Source organism: Brevundimonas sp. 357 (assembly GCF_003938605.1).
GTDB lineage: Bacteria > Pseudomonadota > Alphaproteobacteria > Caulobacterales > Caulobacteraceae > Brevundimonas.
Genome location: NZ_RHWX01000013.1, coordinates 102,425 through 118,660, shown reverse-complemented (window position 1 = coordinate 118,660; position 16,236 = coordinate 102,425). Strand labels below are relative to the sequence as shown.

Below are 16,236 nucleotides of genomic sequence, written 5' to 3'. Positions count from 1 at the left end.
ACCACCCCCTCCCCCTGGCGCGGGGGGGGGCTGTTTTTTTTATAAAAGCCCCGGGCTGCGTTAGCTCCCCCCCCGTCTCAATTGGGGGGGGGGGGGGGGGGGGCCCCCCCCCCCCCCGCCCCGATTTGCTTGTCTGGCCCGCCGTTCGCGCGGGGCTCATGGGGCGCTGTCCGGCCTGCGGGCGCGGGGCGCTGTTCGAGGGTTTCCTGAAGCGCCGCTCCGCTTGCGAGGCCTGCGGTTTCGATCTGGACTCGGTCGAGACGGGCGACGGCGCGGCCACCTTCATCATGCAGATCGCCGGCTTTCTGGTCGGCTTCTCGGCCCTGGCCGTCGAAATCGCCTGGAGCCCGCCGATCTGGCTGCACCTGATCATCTGGCTGCCGTTGGTCGCGGTTCTGGCCGTGGCCTTGATGCGGCCGGGAAAGGGGCTGATGACAGCCCTGCAGATGCTGCGCCAGAAGGGCGCCGATTCACACCGAGAGACCCGATGACCGTCGCCGCCCGGCCTCGCTTTCCCATCATCCTGACCGTGATCGCCGTCCTGCTGTTGGGCGCCCTGCTGACGCTGGGCGTGTGGCAGGTGCAGCGGCTGCAGTGGAAGCTGGACCTGATCGACAAGGCCGAGGCCGCCGCGGCCCAGGCGCCGCTTCCCCTGGCCGAGGCGCTGACGCTGGATGATCCCGAGTTCCGCCAGGTGGTCGTGACCTGCCGCGGCCTGAACACGGCCTCCTTCGTCGAGCTTCAGACCATCGAGGACGGCGACGCCGGGGTGCGGCTGATCTCGGCCTGTCCGGTCGAGGGGCGCGGGACGGTGCTGGTCGACCGCGGCTTCCTGCCCGCCGAAACAGCCGAGCGCCCCGCCGTGCAGGCCGAGGCCGCCATGCCGGTCGTGATCGCGGGCGTGGTGCGCCAGGCGCCGGGCCCCAACGCCATGACCCCGCCGCCCTCGGGCAAGCTCTTCTACGGCCGGGACCGGGCGGCGATGGCCCAGGCCCTGGGCGTGACGGGGGCGGTGTCGCCCTACACCGTCTATGCGACCACTTCGGCCAATCCCGAACTGACGACGTTGCGGCCGGTGTCGCCGCCCGCCGCCTTCAGCAACAACCACCTGGGCTACGCCCTGACCTGGTTCGGCCTGGCGATCACCCTGGTCGTCTTCTACGCGGCCCTGCTGCTGCGCCGCTATCGCCTCACGCCTTCCAAGGATCGCTGACCTGACTGCTCGTCTTCACACCCTGTCCAACGGCGTGCGCGTCGTGTGCGACCCCATGTCCGGTCTGCGCACCATCGCCGTGACCGTGGCCGTCAACGGCGGCGCCCGCATGGAGGACGAAGCGCGTTCCGGCTGGTCGCATCTGCTGGAGCATCTGGTCTTCAAGGGCGCGGGGGACATGGGCGCGCGCGAGATCGTCGAGCGCATCGAGGCCGAGGGCGGCTCGATCAACGCCGCCACCGGCTATGAACGCACCAGCTTCGACGTGCGCGCCCTGAAGGGCAGCCTGCCGCTGGCCATGCAGGTGCTGTCCGACCTGGTGTTCCGCCCGACCCTGTCGCCCGAGGAGATCGAGCGCGAGAAGGACGTGGTGGCGCAGGAGATCGCCGAGGCCTTCGACACCCCTGACGATCATGTGTTCGAGATGGCCCAGACCCAGGCCTTCGCCGGCCAGGCCCTGGGGCGGCCGATCCTGGGCTCGATCGCCAGCCTGGCGCCCGCCGACCGGGCGGCCGTGGCCGACTGGCGCGCGCGGCTCTACTCGCCCGACCACATGGTGGTGTCGGTGTCCGGCGCGGTCGATGAGGCCGAGTTGCTGACCCTGGCCGAGGCCTGGTTCGGCCAGGCTGTCTCCGCGCCGCACGAGCCGACGGCGCCCGCCGTCTTCACCGGCGGCGAGGCGAAGCTGGCGCGCAAGATCGAACAGGCCAATCTGGTTTTCCAGCTGCCGAGCCTGGGCGTGCGTGATCCGCGACAGCCGGCCCTGCGCCTGTTCACCGAAATCCTGGGCGGGGGCATGGCCTCGCGCCTGTTCCAGAGCGCGCGCGAGGATCGCGGGCTGGCCTACGCCATCGACGCCTATCACGAGACCTATGACGATCTGGGCCTGCTGGGCGTCTACGCCGGGGCGGCGGCCGAGCGGTCGCTGGAGCTGGCCGAACTGTGCGCCGCCGAAATCCTCGACCTGGCCGACAAGGGGCCGACGGAGGCGGAGCTGGCGCGCGCCAAGGCCGTGCTGAACGCCAGCCTGTGGATGGCCGACGAAAGCCCGGCCAGCCGTTCGGGCCGTCTGGCGGGTCAGACCCTGGCGTTCGGCGCGCCGGTCTCGTCGGAAGACAGCGCCGCCCGCATCGAGGCGCAGACGGCGCAGGATGTGCGCGCGGTGGGCCAGGCCATGACGAGCCAGGGACTGTCGGCGACGGCGGTTCTGGGGCCCAGGGCGGCGGGCGGGGCGGGTCGCGTCTTCCGCCAGCGGATGGCGGCGGGCTGATCGCGGCCTGCTGACGCCGAGATCACTTCGCGCTATCGTTTGCTTCATGGCCCTGTTCGATTGGATGGCCGAGGCGACCGGACCGGTCCTGAACGGGCAGGGGGTTCTGCTGCGCCCGCCACGCCCCGCGGACTATGTGGCGTGGGCCTCCCTGCGTGAGGAATCGCGCGACTATCTGCAGCCGTGGGAGCCGGCCTGGGCTGAGGACGATCTGACCCGCGCCGCCTATCGCCGCCGTCTGGGCGTCTATGCGCGGGAGATGGAGCAGGGCACGGCCTGGCCGCTGTTCGTGTTCGATCAGACCGATGAGGCGCTGCTGGGCGCCATCACCCTGTCCAACATCCGGCGCGGCGTGGCCGAGACCGGCACCTTGGGCTACTGGATCGGCCGTCCCTATGCGGGGCAGGGCGTCGGCACGGCGGCGGTGCGGGCCATGCTGGGCCATGCCTTCAGCGCCCTGGGGCTGCATCGGGTCGAGGCCGCCTGCGTGCCGACCAACCACGCCTCGCGCCGCGTGCTGGAAAAGGCGGGCTTTCGTCAGGAAGGCGTCGCCCGCGCTTATTTGAAAATTAACGGCCGATGGGCAGATCATCTGTTGTTCGGCGTCCTGCGTGATGAGTTCGCCGTCGGCGTCACCCCTTCAGTCAGAGTATCGGACCCGTCTTGAGCACACGATCCAGAGCCCTGACGTGGGATCCGACCACGGCGATCGAAGCCCTCGCCGCGGCCGACGCCGCCCTATGGATCTGGACGCCCGCCGAAGATCAGATCCGTTTCACCGGCGCCACCCGGCCGCTGGGCTTGGGGCCGCTGGCGCCGCAGTGCTCGGGCGCGGCCTTTACCGCCCTGGCCATGCCTCAGGACCGCGCCCTGGCCGACCGCCTGCTGAAGCCCCAGGCCGAGGGGACGGAGATCGCCGTGCGCCTGCGGATGCGCGGGTGCGAGACCTGTCTGTGGCGCGGGGTCTGGCTGGAGGACGGCCTGCGCGCGGCGGGCATCGTGGCTCTGGAGACCAAGTTCGCCGGAGCTGATCGAGACACGGTGACGGGTTTGCTGGACCGACGCACCTTCCTGGTCCGCGCCGCCGAAGCTCTGGTCCAGCCGGGCGATTATGAACTGGTGGTCGGCGATCTGGATCGTCTTCGTCGCCTGAACGAGGCCCTGGGCCACGAACGCGCCGACCTTGTGCTGTCGGCGCTGGGCTCGCGTCTGTCGGCGGCTTTTTCCGAGGACTGCGCGCCCGCTCGGATCGGCGAGGACGAGTTCGCGGTCCTGGTGCGGCGTGGCGGAACCGGCGGCGGCGAGCGCATGCGCGAGGCGTTGGAGCAGCCGCTGCGCATGGCGGGTTTTGACATCTATCCCACGGTCTCGATCGGCGCCGTGACGGCCGAGGGCGGTCCCGACGCGCCGGATCCGGCCGAGCTTCTGCGCCGGGTCGAACTGGCGGTCGAACAGGCCAAGACGGCCGGGCGCGGGGGCGCGGCGGCTTATGGCCGGGCGCTGGAAAGCGACAGCCTGTCCCGCCTAGCGCTGGAGGCGGACCTGCGCAACGCCTTCGTGCGCGGCGAGATCGAGCCCTTCTTCCAGCCGATCGTGAACCTGAAGTCCGGCGCCGTGGCCGGGTTCGAGGCCCTGGCGCGCTGGCGTCACCCCCGGCGCGGCCTGGTGCCGCCGGACGAGTTTCTGACCCTGGCCGACGAAATGGGCCTGATGAACGAACTGGGCCTGTTGATGATGACCCAGTCGGCGCGTCAACTGGGCGAGTGGCTGACCCGCCACCCCAACGCCGGGCGGCTGTTCTGCAGCGTCAACCTGTCGGTAGGCGAGATCGAGCGCGCGCACCTGGTCGAGGACGTGGCCCGCATCATCAAGGAGGCCGGCCTGCCGCGCGGCGCGCTGAAGCTGGAAGTCACCGAGGGCGACATCATGCGCGACACCGCGCGCGCCGCCGAGGTGCTGAAGGCCTTGCGCGAGGCCGGGGCCAGTCTGGCGCTGGACGATTTCGGCACGGGCTTCTCGTCCCTGTCCTACCTGGCCAAGCTGCCGTTCGACACGCTGAAGATCGACCGCTACTTCGTTCTGACGATGGACAAGGACGAGGGCTCGGCGAAGATCGTGCGATCCGTCGTCAATCTGGGCCGCGATCTGGCGCTGGAAGTGGTGGCCGAGGGGGTGGAGAACGCCTCCCTGGCCCAACTGCTGCTGGACGACGGTTGCCATTACGGCCAGGGCTTCGGTTATGCGCCCGCCCTGCCGGCTCAGGAGGCTGAGGTCTATCTGAACGAGTCCCTCGCCGACGGCGCCGCGCCGATCAAGGCGCGCTCGGTCTAGGCCGCCGTCAGGCCCGCCCGCTCTGGCTGGACAGGCGGGCGGCGTCGACGCCGAGCGCGGCCAGGGCGCGGCTCCATTTGGTGTCGTAGTCGGCGTCGAAGATCAGGGCCGGATCGGCGTCCGTCGTCAGCCAGACGTTTTCGTTCAGCTCTTCCTCCAACTGCCCCTCGCCCCATCCGGCGTAGCCCAGCAGCAGGATGGCGCGGCTGGGGCCGTCCTCGGCGTCGGCCATGGCGGCCAGGGCGTCGCGGGTGCCGGTCAGGGCCAGGCCGTCGCCGAAGGTCAGGCTGGCGTCCTCGCTGGTCCAGTCGGCGGTGTGCAGGACGAAGCCGCGCTCGCGCTCGACCGGGCCGCCGATCAGCACCGAACGGTCGCGCGCGGCGTCGGCGGCGGGCGTGTCCAGCTTTTCCAGAACCTCGGCCAGGGAGACGCCCGGCGCGGGCTGGTCCAGGCGCAGGCCCAGGGCGTGCTCGTCGTCATGGGCGCAGATCAGGATGACGGCGTGGCGGAAGCGATCGTCGTCGATACCCGGCATCGCCACCAGAAGACGCCCGGTCAGGGAGGAGAAGGCGGTCATGCCTCTATCATCGGGGCGGACGATGGCGGGCGCAAGCCATTCTCAGGGCCCCGGGCGCTTGGCGATCTCCCTACGGGTCTCTATCTGACTCCCATCGTCCTGGATCGTCCGGGCCGAACTCCCGGAGACCCCGACATGACCATCCAGATCGGCGACCGTATTCCCGACGCCACCCTGACGACCATGACGCCCGACGGCCCCAAGCCGGTCACGACGGCCGAGCTGTTCGGCGGCAAGACGGTCGCCCTGTTCGCCGTGCCGGGCGCCTTCACCCCGACCTGTTCGGCGCGCCATCTGCCGGGCTACGTCGACCATCGCGCCGATCTGGCGGGCAAGGGCGTGGACACGGTCGCCTGCGTCTCGGTCAACGACGCCTTCGTCATGGGCGCCTGGGCCAAGGCCAATGATCTGAACGGCGCCGACGACGTGGTCATGCTGGCCGACGGCAACGGCGACTTCACCCGCGCCGTGGGCCTGACGCTGGACGCCAAGGGCTTCGGCATGGGCGAGCGTTCGCAGCGTTACTCCATGCTGGTCAAGGACGGCGTGGTCGACCAGCTCAACATCGAGCAGGGCGGCGAGTTCAAGGTGTCTTCGGCCGAGCACCTGCTGGCCCAACTGTGATGACGGGCGTCGCCCGCCGCCGTCTCGCTCGCCGCTCGCGGGGTTGAGGACGTGGCGGGCGACGTCTTCACGCCAGAGAAGCGCAGCGCCGTCATGCGGCGCGTGAAGGACCGCGACACCAGCCCCGAGATCAAGGTCCGGCGTGTGCTGCGTTCGGCGGGAATCGGTTATCGGCTCGGCGGTTGCGGCTTGCCTGGCCGACCCGATGTGGTGATGAAGGGGCGGCGCATCGCCCTGTTCGTCCATGGCTGTTTCTGGCACGATCATGACTGCCCGCGCGGCGCTCGCAAGCCGAAGGGCAACGCCGCCTACTGGGCCGCCAAGATCGAGCGCAACCACGCCCGCGACATCCGTGTAGCGGAAGAACTGACGGCGGCGGGCTGGCGCGTCCTGACTCTGTGGGAATGCGAACTGAAGACGCCGGACTGGGCCGAACGCTTGGCCGCAGCGATTCTCCGGTCGAGCGGTGATTAGGCCGCCGCCTCGGCGTCTTGGGCGGCGGCGTCCAGGGTGCGGGACAGGGCGTCTAGCAGGGCGGCAGGCGTCAGGGGCTTGGATACGAAGGCGTTCATGCCTGAAGCCAGACAGGCCGCCATATCCTCCGGCTCGGTGTCGGCGGTCACGGCGATGACGGGGGCGCTGGCGTTCGGCCCGCCGCCCTTTCTGAGGCGACGCGTCGTCTCGCGTCCGTCCAGTTCGGGCATTCGAACGTCCATGAAGATGACGTCGAAGATCTGTCCTTCGCAGGCCTGAAGCGCCGCCAGGCCGTTCTCGGCCATGACGATCTCGCAATCGAAGGCCTGAAGGATCAGCTGGATGGCGCGGCGATTGATGGCGTGGTCATCGACGACCAGGACGCGCAAAGGGCGGGCGTCGTCGGCGTTTTCCTGATCCGAATCCGTCATATCCGAGTCGATGCTCGGAACCTCGCTTTGAGGCGCGGTCGAGGGTGCGACGGGGGCGGAGCGGGCGGGCGGGCGGGCGTTGTCGTCCGGGGCGAAGGCGACAGGGTCCAGACGGCCATGGGGCGCGGGACCGGCCGTCGCCTCAACACCGGCGCTGTCGGGACCGGCGCCTTTAGGCAAGCTCAGGGCCACGGTGAACTGCGCGCCACAGCCCGGTTCGCTGCGGACCGTCATGCGCCCGCCCATCAGCTCGACTAGATCGCGACTGATCGCCAGGCCCAGGCCTGAACCGCCGAAGCGTGCGGCGACGCCGTCCTGGGTCTGGTCGAAGGGGGTGAAGAGGCGGTCCAACTGCTTGGCCGTCATGCCGCGCCCCGTATCCGCCACGTCGATCAGCAGCGCATGGGCGCCTTCGTCATCCAGCCAGGCGCGGACCCTCAGGGTCACGGTGCCGGCTTCGGTGAACTTCATGGCGTTGGAGATCAGATTGTTCAGCACCTGGCGAAGGCGCATGGCGTCGCCGCGCACCCAGCGGGGCGTTTCGCGGGCGCTTTCTAGCCGCAACTGCAAGCCCTTGGCGCGGGCCGGCCCCTGCCAGAGGCGGGCGGTCTGGGCCAGCATCAGGCGCAGGTCGAAGTCGCGGCTGTCGACGTGCATCCGTCCCGCGTTCAGGCGAGCATGGTCCAACAGGTCGTCCAGCAGGGCCTTCATCATCAGGCCGGCGTCTTCGATGAGAGCGATCTGCTGACGTGCGGCGGAGGAGGGGGCGGCCGTGCGGAGATAATCGGCCCCGGTCAGAATGGCGCTGATTGGGGTGCGCAGGTCATGACCGACGGCGGCCATGAAGGCGCCGCGTTCGGCCATGGCGGTCTCGGCCTGATGGCGTTTGTTGTCTGCCTCGCTCAGCGCGCGGTGCTCGGCCAGCATGCCCCGGCGCAGGCTGGCCCGGGTGTTCAGGCAGAAGATGGAGTAGATGACGACCCCTATGCCGACGGCGGTGACCAGGGGCCTTTCGGCGCCCCACTGGGCCATGAAGAAGGGGGTCAGGGCCAGATAGCCGAGCTGGGGCACGACGGTGAAGGCGAACACCCGCATGTTGCCGGCCGACATGATCACCGAATTGACCGTGCCTGCGGACAGCAGGACGGCTGCGGCGAATCCGCCCATGGACCCGCCGACCAGCCACAAGGGAATGGACAGAAAGCCAATGAAGCCGGCGTTCAGGGCCAGGGTTGCGTCAAGGGCCGGGCCGCGCCAGCCCAGGGGAGCGTTGACCTGTCCCTTCACCACAGGCTCGGCCTGCCAGGCCTCAAGCCCCTGAATCAGGACATAGACCGCCAGCCAGGCCAGGCAGGCCGCCAGACCCAGAAGGGGGCTGAAGACAAGCGCTGTCGCTGCGCCCATGACAAGGCGCTGCATCGTCGCCTTGCGACGTTGGCGAATGGCTTGCGCCCAACCGATGTGGGCGTCGGCGAGAGAATCCGACATGCGACGTTCCAAACGGGCTCGGCGCCCATTGGTTCATCATCGACTGAGGGTTGCTAATGCTCCGTCAACGGCGGGCTGAGGTCGCCTCGGCCATGTTCGCGAAACCTTCGGCGCGCAGGCGCGCGGCCAGATCGCGCTTGATGCGGCGGATCAGGCCGGGGCCTTCATAGATCAGGGCCGAATAGATCTGGACCGCCGTGGCGCCGGCGCGGATACGCGCGAAGGCGTCCTCGCCGCTGGCGATTCCGCCGACGGCGATCAGCGGCAGGCGCCCGCCCGCCGCCTCGGCCGCCGCTTCCAGCGCCTTGAGGGCGAAGGGCTTCAGCGGGGCCCCCGACAGGCCGCCGCTCTCGCCCGCTAAGGCCGAGCGCAGCGAGGCGGGCCGCTCCAGCGTCGTGTTGGACACGATCAGGGCGTCGATTCTGTGGGCCAGAGACGCCTCGACGATCATGCCGATTTCGTCGCCGATCAGGTCGGGCGCGATCTTCAGGAAGATAGGCGCGCCGTCGGCGGGGCGGGCCTCATGGATGCGGCTCAGCAGGTCGTCCAGCGCCTCGCGTCCCTGAAGGGCGCGCAGGCCCGGCGTGTTGGGCGAGGAGATGTTGACGGTGAAATAGTCGGCCAGCCCCGCGAGCTTCTTCAGCCCGATCACATAGTCGGCGGCCTTGTCCTCGGTCTCCTTGTTGGCGCCCAGGTTGGCGCCGATGGGGGTGCGGGTCGGACGTCGGGCCAGGCGGGCGCCGAAGGGTTTCAGCCCCTCGTTATTGAAGCCCATGCGGTTGATGACGGCCCGGTCTTCGGCCAGGCGGAACAGGCGCGGCTTGGGGTTGCCGGGTTGAGCGCGCGGCGTGACCGAGCCGCATTCCACGGCGCCGAAGCCCAGGCGCGACAGGCCTTCCAGCGCCTCGCCGTTCTTGTCGAGGCCGGCGGCGAGACCGACCGGATTGGACATCTCCAGTCCGGCGATGACGGTCTTCAGGATCGGATCGTCGGCGCCGGGCGCGGGCAGGGGCGTCACCTGCAGGGCGCGGATGGCCAGGCGGTGCGCGGTTTCCGGGTCGAGTTGGCGCAACGCGCAGGCGCCGAGGTCGGTCAGGCTCATGTTCAGGCGGTCTCTTCGACGATCATGCGGCCGTCGGCCGTCACCGACAGGGCGCGGGCGGCGCGCGTCGCCGCGACGGGCAGGGGGCCGTAGATGTGGGGGAACAGGGCGCCGCCGCGCGACGGCTCCCAGATCAGGGCGTCGCCTAGGGCGCTCAGGTCGACCTCGACCAGCATCAGCTCGGTCTGACCCGCATAGTGTTTCGCCGCCGTGGCTTCCAACTGGTCGGCGGCGGACAGGTGGATGTAGCCGTCGGCCAGATCCACGGCAGAGCCGTCATAACGGCCCTCGGCCAGGGCGGCGCGCCAGTCGGCGCGGCTCAGGATCTTGAAGGCGACGTCGGACAAGTCGGTCACGCCAGGGTCTCCGGCGTCAGCCAGCCTTCATAGGACGGGCGTCCGGCGACATCGACGCTGAAGATCGCCGCGGCCCCGGTGGGGAAACCGCCGCTCATCTTGTCCAGCACCGAGGGGGAGGCGGCGCTCTCGATCAGATATTCGACCGCCAGCTGATGCACGCCGGGGTTATGGGCGATCAGCAGCAGACAACCCGCCTGATCCTCGGCCGCCTCGACCGCGCGGCGCAGCACGTCGGCGGGAGCGTTGTAGAGGGCGTCGGAGACGTGCAGTTCGACATCGCCGAAATGCTCGCTGACCCCATCCCAGGTGTCGCGCGTGCGCTGGGCGCCCGAGACCAGGGCCATGTCCGGCTTCAGGCCCCGTTCGGCCAGGGCGCGGCCCATGGCGGCGGCGTCGCGGCGGCCGCGTTCGCTCAGGGGGCGAGCCGCGTCGCCGCCGGGCGCCGAGGCTTCGGCCTTGGCGTGACGCATCAGGATCAATCTCTGCATGGCGAGGGCTTTACGGCTGTTTGCGTGCGGCGACCATAGGGTGCGCGGCGGGCGCGTGATCGCGCGCGGCGGGCGAAGGGGTCAGGGCCGGCCGTCCGGTTAAAACGGCCTGGGCGGCGCCGCCGGGTCGCACGCGGGCGTAGGCGCGGCGCGAAGCCTCCAGCATGATCAGGCCCGCCGCGCCGGGAAAGAGCTTCGGCCCCACCTGCTCCAGCCCGTCGGCCAGCGGCAGCATCGGCCGCCACGGCGGGACGTAGAGGGCCTGGGACCAGGCGGTCGGCTCCAGTCCGACCTCGCGCACCAGCCGTTCCAGCTGGCCGCGGGTGAAGGGGCGCCCGTGGCCGAAGGGGGTCGTCTCGGCCCGCGCCCACATGCCGCCGCGCGCCGCCGCCGCCAGGATGATGCGCCCGGCCGGGGCCAGGACACGCACGACTTCGGCCAGCAGGGCCTGCGGATCGTCGGCTTCCTCGAGGGCGTGGACCAGCAGGATGCGGTCGAATGTCCCGGCCGCGAAGGGCAGGCGCCGGTCGTCGACCAGGACGGTGCGGTTGCGTCCCGCCGCCGCCCACTGCTCGGCGCCCTGTCCGCCCGGCATGGCGGCGATCGTTCGGCGCGCGCCGATGAAGCCGTCCAGCCAGGGCGTCGCATAGCCCAGGCCCAGCACGTCATTGCCGTTGGCCGCGCCCCAGGCGTCTTCCAGCCGCCGCGCCAGCATGCGCCGCGCCAGCGCGCCGGTCGGCTCGCCGTAGAAGGTGCGGAGATCGTCGATGCTGCGGCGCATGGCGGGCAGTATGGCGGATTTCGCGGCGGATGTCGGCTTTCCCAGCGTCCTCCTTGACGCCAGCGCTCATTCTTCCACGTCATCCTCGCCACAAGGGCGAGGATGACGTGGTGCTTCTGAGGTCGCCGTCATTGCCTTTCTGGCGCCTTCTCTGTGCGGCCTGCTAGAATGTCGCCTGATCGGAGCTCCCTCATGACCCTGACCGTTCGCCAGTTTCCCTGTCTGTCCGACAACTACGGCTCCCTGATCCGCGACGAGGCGACGGGGCTGGTCGCCGCCGTCGATACGCCGGACGCCGAGGCCATCCTGGCCGATCTGGAGGCGTCGGGCTGGGGGCGGCTGGACCTGATCCTGAACACCCACTGGCATCCCGATCACACCGGCGGCAACGAACGGTTGCAGGCCGAGACCGGCTGCGAGATCGCCGGACCGGAAGAGGTGCGCCGCGCGGCGCCGCTGGATCACGTCCTGGTCGACGGCGAGGCGGTGCGGCTGGGCGAGACGACCTTCGACGTGGTGCTGTCGCCGGGCCACACCCTGGGCCATGTGGTCTATCATGCGGCCGACGACGGCCTGGCCTTTGTCGGCGACGTCATCTTCGCCCTGGGCTGCGGGCGGCTGTTCGAGGGCACGCCTGAGCAGATGTGGGACAGCCTGAACCGCATCGCCGCCTGGCCCGAGGCGACGACGCTTTACTGCGCCCATGAATATACGGCGTCGAACGCGCGTTTCGCCCTGTCGCTGCCGGACGCCGATGACGCCCTGCAAGTCCATGCCGAGGCGATCTTCGCCGCGCGCGAGCGGGGCGAAGCGACCGTGCCGACCACGGTGGGGGTCGAGCGCCGCTTCAATCCCTTCCTGCGCGCCCGCGACGTCGAAGACTTCGCCCAGCGCCGCGCGGCCAAGGATGGGTTCAAGGGGTAGTCGCCGGCGAACCTTTCCCCATCGATGGAAGGGGTCGGGAAGGAGGTGCGCTCTAGGGGCAAGGCGTGATTGCTTTTCGGTCCGTCATCCTCGCCCTTGTGGCGAGGATGACGAGCAGAAGAAACAACGCGCATGAGACCGCTCGTTCGCCCACACTTAACGTGAAGACAGCCTTTCCTTAACAGGCTGAGTAGCTGGTCTTGATCTGGGTGTAGAAGTCGGCGGCGGCGAAACCTTGCTCGCGGGGGCCGTAGCTGGATTTCTTCGTGCCGCCGAACGGGACGTGATAATCGACCCCGGCGGTGGCCAGATTGACCATGGTCATGCCCGCCCGCGCCCGGCGCTGGAACTCGCGCGCGTGTTTCAGCGACTGGGTGACGATGCCTGCCGACAGACCAAACTCGACGCCGTTGGCGACGGCCAGGGCTTCCTCGAAATCGGCCACGCGGATGGTCGAGGCGACGGGGCCGAAGACCTCTTCGTTGTTGATGCGGGCGTCGGCCAGGGTGTCGACGATCAGGGTCGGCTGGACGTACCAGCCCGGCTTGTCGAGGCTGAGACGCTGGCCGCCGGCCAGCACGCGGCCCCCGCCGTCGCGGGCGATGTCGATATAGTCATAGGAGACGTCGCGCTGGGCCTCGGTCACGGCGGGGCCCATCTGGGTTGTCGGGTCGAGGGCGTCGCCGACGCGCAGGGCCTTCACCTTTTCGGCCAGGGCGGCGACGAAGCGGTCGTGGATTCCATCCTGAACGATCAGGCGGCTGGAGGCGGTGCAGCGCTGGCCGGTGGCGAAGAAGCTGCCGTCCAGGGCGATGGCCACGGCGCGCTCCAGATCGGCGTCGTCCATCACGATCAGCGGGTTCTTGCCGCCCATTTCAAGCTGGACGCGGGCCTGGCGCTTCATCGCCCCCTCGGCCACGCCGGCGCCGACCTTCTGAGAGCCGGTGAAGCTGATGCCGTCCACGTTCGGGTGGGCGACGATGGCGCGGCCGACGTCGCCGTCGCCGATGACCATGTTGACCACGCCGCCGGGCAGGCCCGCCTCATGCAGGATGGCGATCAGGGCCTCGGCCGTGGCCGGGGTCGGGCCGGCGGGCTTGATGACGACGGTGTTGCCGAAGGCGATGGCCGGCGCGATCTTCCAGGCCGGAATGGCGATGGGGAAGTTCCACGGCGTGATCAGGCCGAACACGCCGACCGGCTGGCGATAGGTCTGGATTTCGACTCCGGGCCGGGTCGAGGCCAGATTCTGGCCGTGCAGGCGCAGGGCCTCGCCGGCGAAGAACTTCAGGATGCGGGCGGCGCGGGCGGTCTCGCCGATCCCCTCGGCCAGGGTCTTGCCTTCTTCACGCGACAACAGGCGGCCGATGACCTCGCGCCGCTCCATCAGCAGGGCGCCGGCCCGATCCAGGATGTCCGATCGGACTTCGGGCGAGGCGTCGGCCCAGGGGCCGAAGGCCGCGCGCGCCGTCTGAACCGCCTGATCGACCTCGGCCGCCCCGCCCTGGGGCGTGCGGGCTACGACCTCGCGCGTGTCCGAGGGGTTCAGGCTCTGGCCCGTCCGCGCCCCGGCGATCTTCTCGCCGCCGATCCAGTGCGAAAGCTCAAGCGTGTCGGTCATTCGGATCATCCCCTTGGTTCCGGTTCTGGATTGCCTGACGCAGCGGCTGCGGACAAGGCGTCGGTGCGCGACGGGCCTCCGGAATCGGCGCCTGTTTCGCGAAGGGATTGCGCCGATGCCGTCGCCTGTGTCATGGAGATCGTTGATACACCGGGGGCGGTTCATCATGTCATTACAGAGTCTTCTTGCAACGTTCGCGGCCGTGGCCGTGTGCGTGGCGGCGCAGCCTTCGACGGCGGCGGCGCAGGGCGCGGTTCAGGCCGAAGCCGAGGCGGCGGCGCGACCGGGGCTGAAGCGTCGGGTCGCGGTCGGGCGTTTCACCAACAGCACGCCCTACGGCCGTCTGCTGCTGTCGCCGGGGCAGGCCGATCCGGTGGCGACCCAGGCGGGCGACATGCTGGTCAACGCCCTGGTGGCGTCCGACCACTTTTTTGTCTTCGAGCGGTCCGACCTGACGGCGCTGAACGCCGAGCGGGTGCTGTCCGAGGCGGACGGTCAGGCGCTGAGCGGGGTCGACGCCCTCCTGTTGGGCTCGATCACCCAGTTGGGCCGCCGCAACGAGGGCAAGCAGGGGTTCCTCAACTCCCAGCGGCGCCAGGCGGTCAACGCCACGGTCGAGATCCGGCTGGTGGACGTGCGCACGGGCCGCGTCTTCTTCACCGCCTCGGGCGCTGGAGAGGCGACGACCGAGACGGGCGAGGTGGCGGGCTTCGGCAGCCGCGCGGGCTATGATTCGACGCTGAACGACCGGGCCATCTCGGCGGCCATCGCCGACACCATGACCAATATCGTCAACCAGTTGCAGCAGCGGGCCTGGTTCACCGACATCCTGCGGGTGTCGGGTTCGACCGTCTATGTCAGCGGCGGTCCCAGCCAGGGCCTGCGCGCGGGCGACCGTTTCCACGTCGAGACGCCAGGCGAGACGGTGGTCAGCGGCCAGTCGGGCCTGCCGATCACCCTGCCGGGCAGCCGGGTGGCGCAGATCGAGATCACCGGCTTCTTCGGCGACAGCGCCGAGACCGAGGGCGCGACCGCCCGCGTGGTCCAGGGGGAGCTGCCCCAGAACATCAGCGGCCTGCGGGTCACGGAGATCAGACCATGAAGACGAGCGCGGTCATCCTGACCGTCCTGTGTGTCGCCCTTTCGGCGGGCCTGACGGCGGGGTGCGTCAAGAACTATCCCACGCGCGAGGCCGTCCAGGGCGCGCCCGCCGGGATTCTGAAGCTGAGCAACGCCCCGGCGGACGCTCGCCTGATCGTGGATGGGCGCGATATGGGGCCGGTCAGCGCCCTGGCCGCAGGCGCGTCGCTGACGCCGGGCCGACATGAGATCGCCGTCACCCAGGGCGGCAGGGTTCTTCACGCCCAGGCGGTGATCGTCGCCGCCGGGGCCCAGGCCGTGGTGGTGGTGCCTTGAAACGTCTGCTCTCGATCGCCGCGCTGGCGGCCCTGACCGCTGTCGCCGCCTGCGCGCCCGCCGCTCGCTTCGAGTGGGGAGCCTATGAGCCGGCCCTCTACGCCTATTCGCAGAACCCCGAGAACCGCGAGGCCTATCGCACCGCTCTGGAGCGCGCCATCGAGGCCGGGCGCAAGCGCGACGCCGTTGCGCCGGGTCTGCTGGCCGAGTTGGGCTATCTGCACCTGCAGGCGGGCGAGACGGCCCAGGCCCTGGTTCTGTTCAAGGAAGAGCGCACGCGCTTTCCGGAATCGGCCGTCTTCATGGATCGCGTGATCGTCCGGATTTCCGGCGACGCCGCCGTCGCCGGAGGAGGCGCGCAATGATCGTCAGGAAATCGCTCGCCGCCGCCGCCCTGGCCTCGACCGCCCTGCTGGCCGCCTGCGTGACCGCGCCGGCGCCCAAGAGCTACGCCGCCCTGCGCGCCGAGAATCCGCGCAGCGTCATGGTGGTTCCGGCACTCAATTCCACGGTCAACGTGGATGCGGCGGACTATTTCGTCTCGACCATTTCGCGGCCGGTGGCCGAGCGCGGCTATTACGTCTTCCCCGCCCACATGGTGAAGGGCGTGCTGGAGGACGAAGGCCTGTCGGACGCGGGGCTGGTGCATCAGGCCGACGCCTCGCGCTTCGGTCCGCTGTTCGGCTGCGACTCCGTGCTGTTCGTCGAGATCCAGAAGTGGGAGTCGCAATACGTCGTCATCTCCACCTCGACCAATGTGGAGTTCGAATACACGCTGAAGAGCTGCCGCACCGGCCAGGTGCTGTGGTCGGACCATCAGTCGATGACCTACAGCCCGCAGGCGTCCGGTTCGGGCAACCCGCTGGCCGACCTGCTGGCCCAGGCGATCGTCTCGGCGCTGGAGAAGGCCAAGCCGAACTACATGCCGCTGACCCAGCAGGCCAATCTGATCGCGACTCACACCTTGGGTCAGGGCCTGCCCGCCGGACCCTATCTGCCGGCCCAGCACCAGCAGGACCACAAGACCTTCCCGAACGAATAGGGCGCTTGGCGAAGGGGAGGCGGCGAGCGCGGCTAAAGTCCGCGACAGAATTCCTGAGGGGCGGCGCCTTGCGTCGCGCGTATAAGCCTTATCTG

General features: G+C 69.8%; 19 protein-coding genes. 12 read left to right on the top strand and 7 right to left on the bottom strand.

The genetic code is table 11. The annotated features are described in order from the left end of the window. Nucleotides 1-158 precede the first annotated feature (158 nt). Genes EGK63_RS12690 through EGK63_RS12670 form a run of 5 tightly spaced genes read left to right on the top strand, consistent with a single transcriptional unit; the run spans nucleotide 159 to nucleotide 4,814 of the window. A complete protein-coding gene (locus tag EGK63_RS12690) occupies nucleotides 159-491 on the top strand; it encodes a DUF983 domain-containing protein (RefSeq protein WP_125901803.1) in 333 nt (110 codons plus the stop codon). Next, nucleotides 488-1,213: an SURF1 family protein gene (locus EGK63_RS12685; RefSeq protein WP_125901802.1), complete on the top strand. Its 726-nt coding sequence runs from the start codon at nucleotides 488-490 to the stop codon at nucleotides 1,211-1,213. The genes EGK63_RS12690 and EGK63_RS12685 overlap by 4 nt, the downstream gene beginning before the upstream one ends. Nucleotides 1,214-1,268: 55 nt before the next feature. Further along, the gene (locus EGK63_RS12680; RefSeq protein ID WP_125901801.1) at nucleotides 1,269-2,483 is read left to right on the top strand and encodes a pitrilysin family protein; all 1,215 of its coding nucleotides are present in this window, start codon (nucleotides 1,269-1,271) and stop codon (nucleotides 2,481-2,483) included. Nucleotides 2,484-2,529: 46 nt separating this feature from the next. After that, nucleotides 2,530-3,150: a GNAT family N-acetyltransferase gene (locus EGK63_RS12675; RefSeq protein WP_125901800.1), complete on the top strand. Its 621-nt coding sequence runs from the start codon at nucleotides 2,530-2,532 to the stop codon at nucleotides 3,148-3,150. After that, entirely contained in the window at nucleotides 3,147-4,814 is a 1,668-nt protein-coding gene (locus EGK63_RS12670) for a bifunctional diguanylate cyclase/phosphodiesterase (protein ID WP_125901799.1), read from the top strand. The genes EGK63_RS12675 and EGK63_RS12670 overlap by 4 nt, the downstream gene beginning before the upstream one ends. Before the next feature lie 7 nt (nucleotides 4,815-4,821). Here EGK63_RS12670 and EGK63_RS12665 read toward each other — a convergent pair whose 3' ends face one another. Continuing rightward, the gene (locus EGK63_RS12665) at nucleotides 4,822-5,391 is read right to left on the bottom strand and encodes a YqgE/AlgH family protein (RefSeq protein WP_125901798.1); all 570 of its coding nucleotides are present in this window, start codon (nucleotides 5,389-5,391) and stop codon (nucleotides 4,822-4,824) included. A 135-nt stretch (nucleotides 5,392-5,526) separates the two neighbouring features. Here EGK63_RS12665 and EGK63_RS12660 point away from each other — a divergent pair, with 135 nt between their 5' ends. Both EGK63_RS12660 and EGK63_RS12655 read left to right on the top strand, forming a co-directional pair. Further along, a complete protein-coding gene (locus EGK63_RS12660; RefSeq protein WP_125901797.1) occupies nucleotides 5,527-6,015 on the top strand; it encodes a peroxiredoxin in 489 nt (162 codons plus the stop codon). Nucleotides 6,016-6,066: 51 nt separating this feature from the next. Continuing rightward, a complete protein-coding gene (locus EGK63_RS12655; protein ID WP_125901796.1) occupies nucleotides 6,067-6,489 on the top strand; it encodes a very short patch repair endonuclease in 423 nt (140 codons plus the stop codon). On the opposite strand, the gene EGK63_RS12650 is transcribed toward EGK63_RS12655, so the two are convergent. The 5 genes from EGK63_RS12650 to EGK63_RS12630 all read right to left on the bottom strand — a co-directional run bounded on the left by EGK63_RS12650 (nucleotide 6,486) and on the right by EGK63_RS12630 (nucleotide 11,138). Beyond that, on the bottom strand, nucleotides 6,486-8,408 hold the full coding sequence (locus tag EGK63_RS12650) for an ATP-binding protein (protein WP_125901795.1): 1,923 nt from the start codon (nucleotides 8,406-8,408) through the stop codon (nucleotides 6,486-6,488). The genes EGK63_RS12655 and EGK63_RS12650 overlap by 4 nt on opposite strands. Before the next feature lie 64 nt (nucleotides 8,409-8,472). After that, nucleotides 8,473-9,510, bottom strand: coding sequence for a quinone-dependent dihydroorotate dehydrogenase (locus tag EGK63_RS12645; protein ID WP_125901794.1), 1,038 nt, complete (start codon nucleotides 9,508-9,510; stop codon nucleotides 8,473-8,475). Between the two features lie 2 nt (nucleotides 9,511-9,512). Next, nucleotides 9,513-9,866 carry a DUF952 domain-containing protein gene (locus tag EGK63_RS12640; RefSeq protein ID WP_125901793.1) on the bottom strand — a complete coding sequence of 118 codons (354 nt, stop codon included), beginning with the start codon at nucleotides 9,864-9,866 and terminating at the stop codon, nucleotides 9,513-9,515. After that, complete coding sequence (locus tag EGK63_RS12635; RefSeq protein ID WP_125901792.1) at nucleotides 9,863-10,357, bottom strand: histidine phosphatase family protein; 495 nt, start codon at nucleotides 10,355-10,357, stop codon at nucleotides 9,863-9,865. The genes EGK63_RS12640 and EGK63_RS12635 overlap by 4 nt, the downstream gene beginning before the upstream one ends. A gap of 10 nt (nucleotides 10,358-10,367) precedes the next feature. Next, nucleotides 10,368-11,138, bottom strand: a complete 771-nt coding sequence (locus tag EGK63_RS12630; protein WP_125901791.1) for a class I SAM-dependent methyltransferase — start codon at nucleotides 11,136-11,138, stop codon at nucleotides 10,368-10,370. Nucleotides 11,139-11,330: 192 nt separating this feature from the next. On the opposite strand from EGK63_RS12630, the gene gloB reads away from it, so the two are divergent. After that, complete coding sequence (gene gloB, locus EGK63_RS12625) at nucleotides 11,331-12,062, top strand: hydroxyacylglutathione hydrolase (RefSeq protein WP_125901790.1); 732 nt, start codon at nucleotides 11,331-11,333, stop codon at nucleotides 12,060-12,062. A gap of 178 nt (nucleotides 12,063-12,240) precedes the next feature. Here the strand turns inward: gloB and EGK63_RS12620 are convergent, their stop codons facing one another. Next, nucleotides 12,241-13,683: an aldehyde dehydrogenase family protein gene (locus EGK63_RS12620; protein ID WP_125901789.1), complete on the bottom strand. Its 1,443-nt coding sequence runs from the start codon at nucleotides 13,681-13,683 to the stop codon at nucleotides 12,241-12,243. A gap of 166 nt (nucleotides 13,684-13,849) precedes the next feature. On the opposite strand from EGK63_RS12620, the gene EGK63_RS12615 reads away from it, so the two are divergent. From EGK63_RS12615 to EGK63_RS12600, 4 genes are read left to right on the top strand one after another with little or no spacing between them, the layout of a single operon-like run. Continuing rightward, entirely contained in the window at nucleotides 13,850-14,785 is a 936-nt protein-coding gene (locus tag EGK63_RS12615; RefSeq protein ID WP_125901788.1) for a CsgG/HfaB family protein, read from the top strand. Further along, the gene (locus EGK63_RS12610) at nucleotides 14,782-15,099 is read left to right on the top strand and encodes a hypothetical protein (RefSeq protein WP_125901787.1); all 318 of its coding nucleotides are present in this window, start codon (nucleotides 14,782-14,784) and stop codon (nucleotides 15,097-15,099) included. Before EGK63_RS12615 ends, EGK63_RS12610 begins: the two co-directional genes overlap by 4 nt. After that, on the top strand, nucleotides 15,096-15,464 hold the full coding sequence (locus EGK63_RS12605; RefSeq protein WP_125901786.1) for a DUF4810 domain-containing protein: 369 nt from the start codon (nucleotides 15,096-15,098) through the stop codon (nucleotides 15,462-15,464). Before EGK63_RS12610 ends, EGK63_RS12605 begins: the two co-directional genes overlap by 4 nt. After that, nucleotides 15,461-16,141 (top strand): GNA1162 family protein, encoded by a 681-nt coding sequence (locus EGK63_RS12600; RefSeq protein ID WP_125901785.1) that lies wholly within the window; start codon nucleotides 15,461-15,463, stop codon nucleotides 16,139-16,141. Before EGK63_RS12605 ends, EGK63_RS12600 begins: the two co-directional genes overlap by 4 nt. Nucleotides 16,142-16,236: the final 95 nt, after the last annotated feature.

What these genes read in the sequence shown, in the direction of transcription:
- EGK63_RS12615 (WP_125901788.1), top strand. Translation starts at nt 13,850, where the DNA reads ATGTCATTACAGAGTCTTCTTGCAACGTTCGCGGCCGTGGCCGTGTGC.
- EGK63_RS12690 (WP_125901803.1), top strand. Translation starts at nt 159, where the DNA reads ATGGGGCGCTGTCCGGCCTGCGGGCGCGGGGCGCTGTTCGAGGGTTTC.
- EGK63_RS12600 (WP_125901785.1), top strand. Translation starts at nt 15,461, where the DNA reads ATGATCGTCAGGAAATCGCTCGCCGCCGCCGCCCTGGCCTCGACCGCC.
- EGK63_RS12680 (WP_125901801.1), top strand. Translation starts at nt 1,269, where the DNA reads ATGTCCGGTCTGCGCACCATCGCCGTGACCGTGGCCGTCAACGGCGGC.
- gloB (WP_125901790.1), top strand. Translation starts at nt 11,331, where the DNA reads ATGACCCTGACCGTTCGCCAGTTTCCCTGTCTGTCCGACAACTACGGC.
- EGK63_RS12630 (WP_125901791.1), bottom strand. Translation starts at nt 11,138, where the DNA reads ATGCGCCGCAGCATCGACGATCTCCGCACCTTCTACGGCGAGCCGACC.
- EGK63_RS12650 (WP_125901795.1), bottom strand. Translation starts at nt 8,408, where the DNA reads ATGTCGGATTCTCTCGCCGACGCCCACATCGGTTGGGCGCAAGCCATT.
- EGK63_RS12665 (WP_125901798.1), bottom strand. Translation starts at nt 5,391, where the DNA reads ATGACCGCCTTCTCCTCCCTGACCGGGCGTCTTCTGGTGGCGATGCCG.
- EGK63_RS12635 (WP_125901792.1), bottom strand. Translation starts at nt 10,357, where the DNA reads ATGCAGAGATTGATCCTGATGCGTCACGCCAAGGCCGAAGCCTCGGCG.
- EGK63_RS12685 (WP_125901802.1), top strand. Translation starts at nt 488, where the DNA reads ATGACCGTCGCCGCCCGGCCTCGCTTTCCCATCATCCTGACCGTGATC.
- EGK63_RS12675 (WP_125901800.1), top strand. Translation starts at nt 2,530, where the DNA reads ATGGCCCTGTTCGATTGGATGGCCGAGGCGACCGGACCGGTCCTGAAC.
- EGK63_RS12645 (WP_125901794.1), bottom strand. Translation starts at nt 9,510, where the DNA reads ATGAGCCTGACCGACCTCGGCGCCTGCGCGTTGCGCCAACTCGACCCG.
- EGK63_RS12660 (WP_125901797.1), top strand. Translation starts at nt 5,527, where the DNA reads ATGACCATCCAGATCGGCGACCGTATTCCCGACGCCACCCTGACGACC.
- EGK63_RS12620 (WP_125901789.1), bottom strand. Translation starts at nt 13,683, where the DNA reads ATGACCGACACGCTTGAGCTTTCGCACTGGATCGGCGGCGAGAAGATC.
- EGK63_RS12610 (WP_125901787.1), top strand. Translation starts at nt 14,782, where the DNA reads ATGAAGACGAGCGCGGTCATCCTGACCGTCCTGTGTGTCGCCCTTTCG.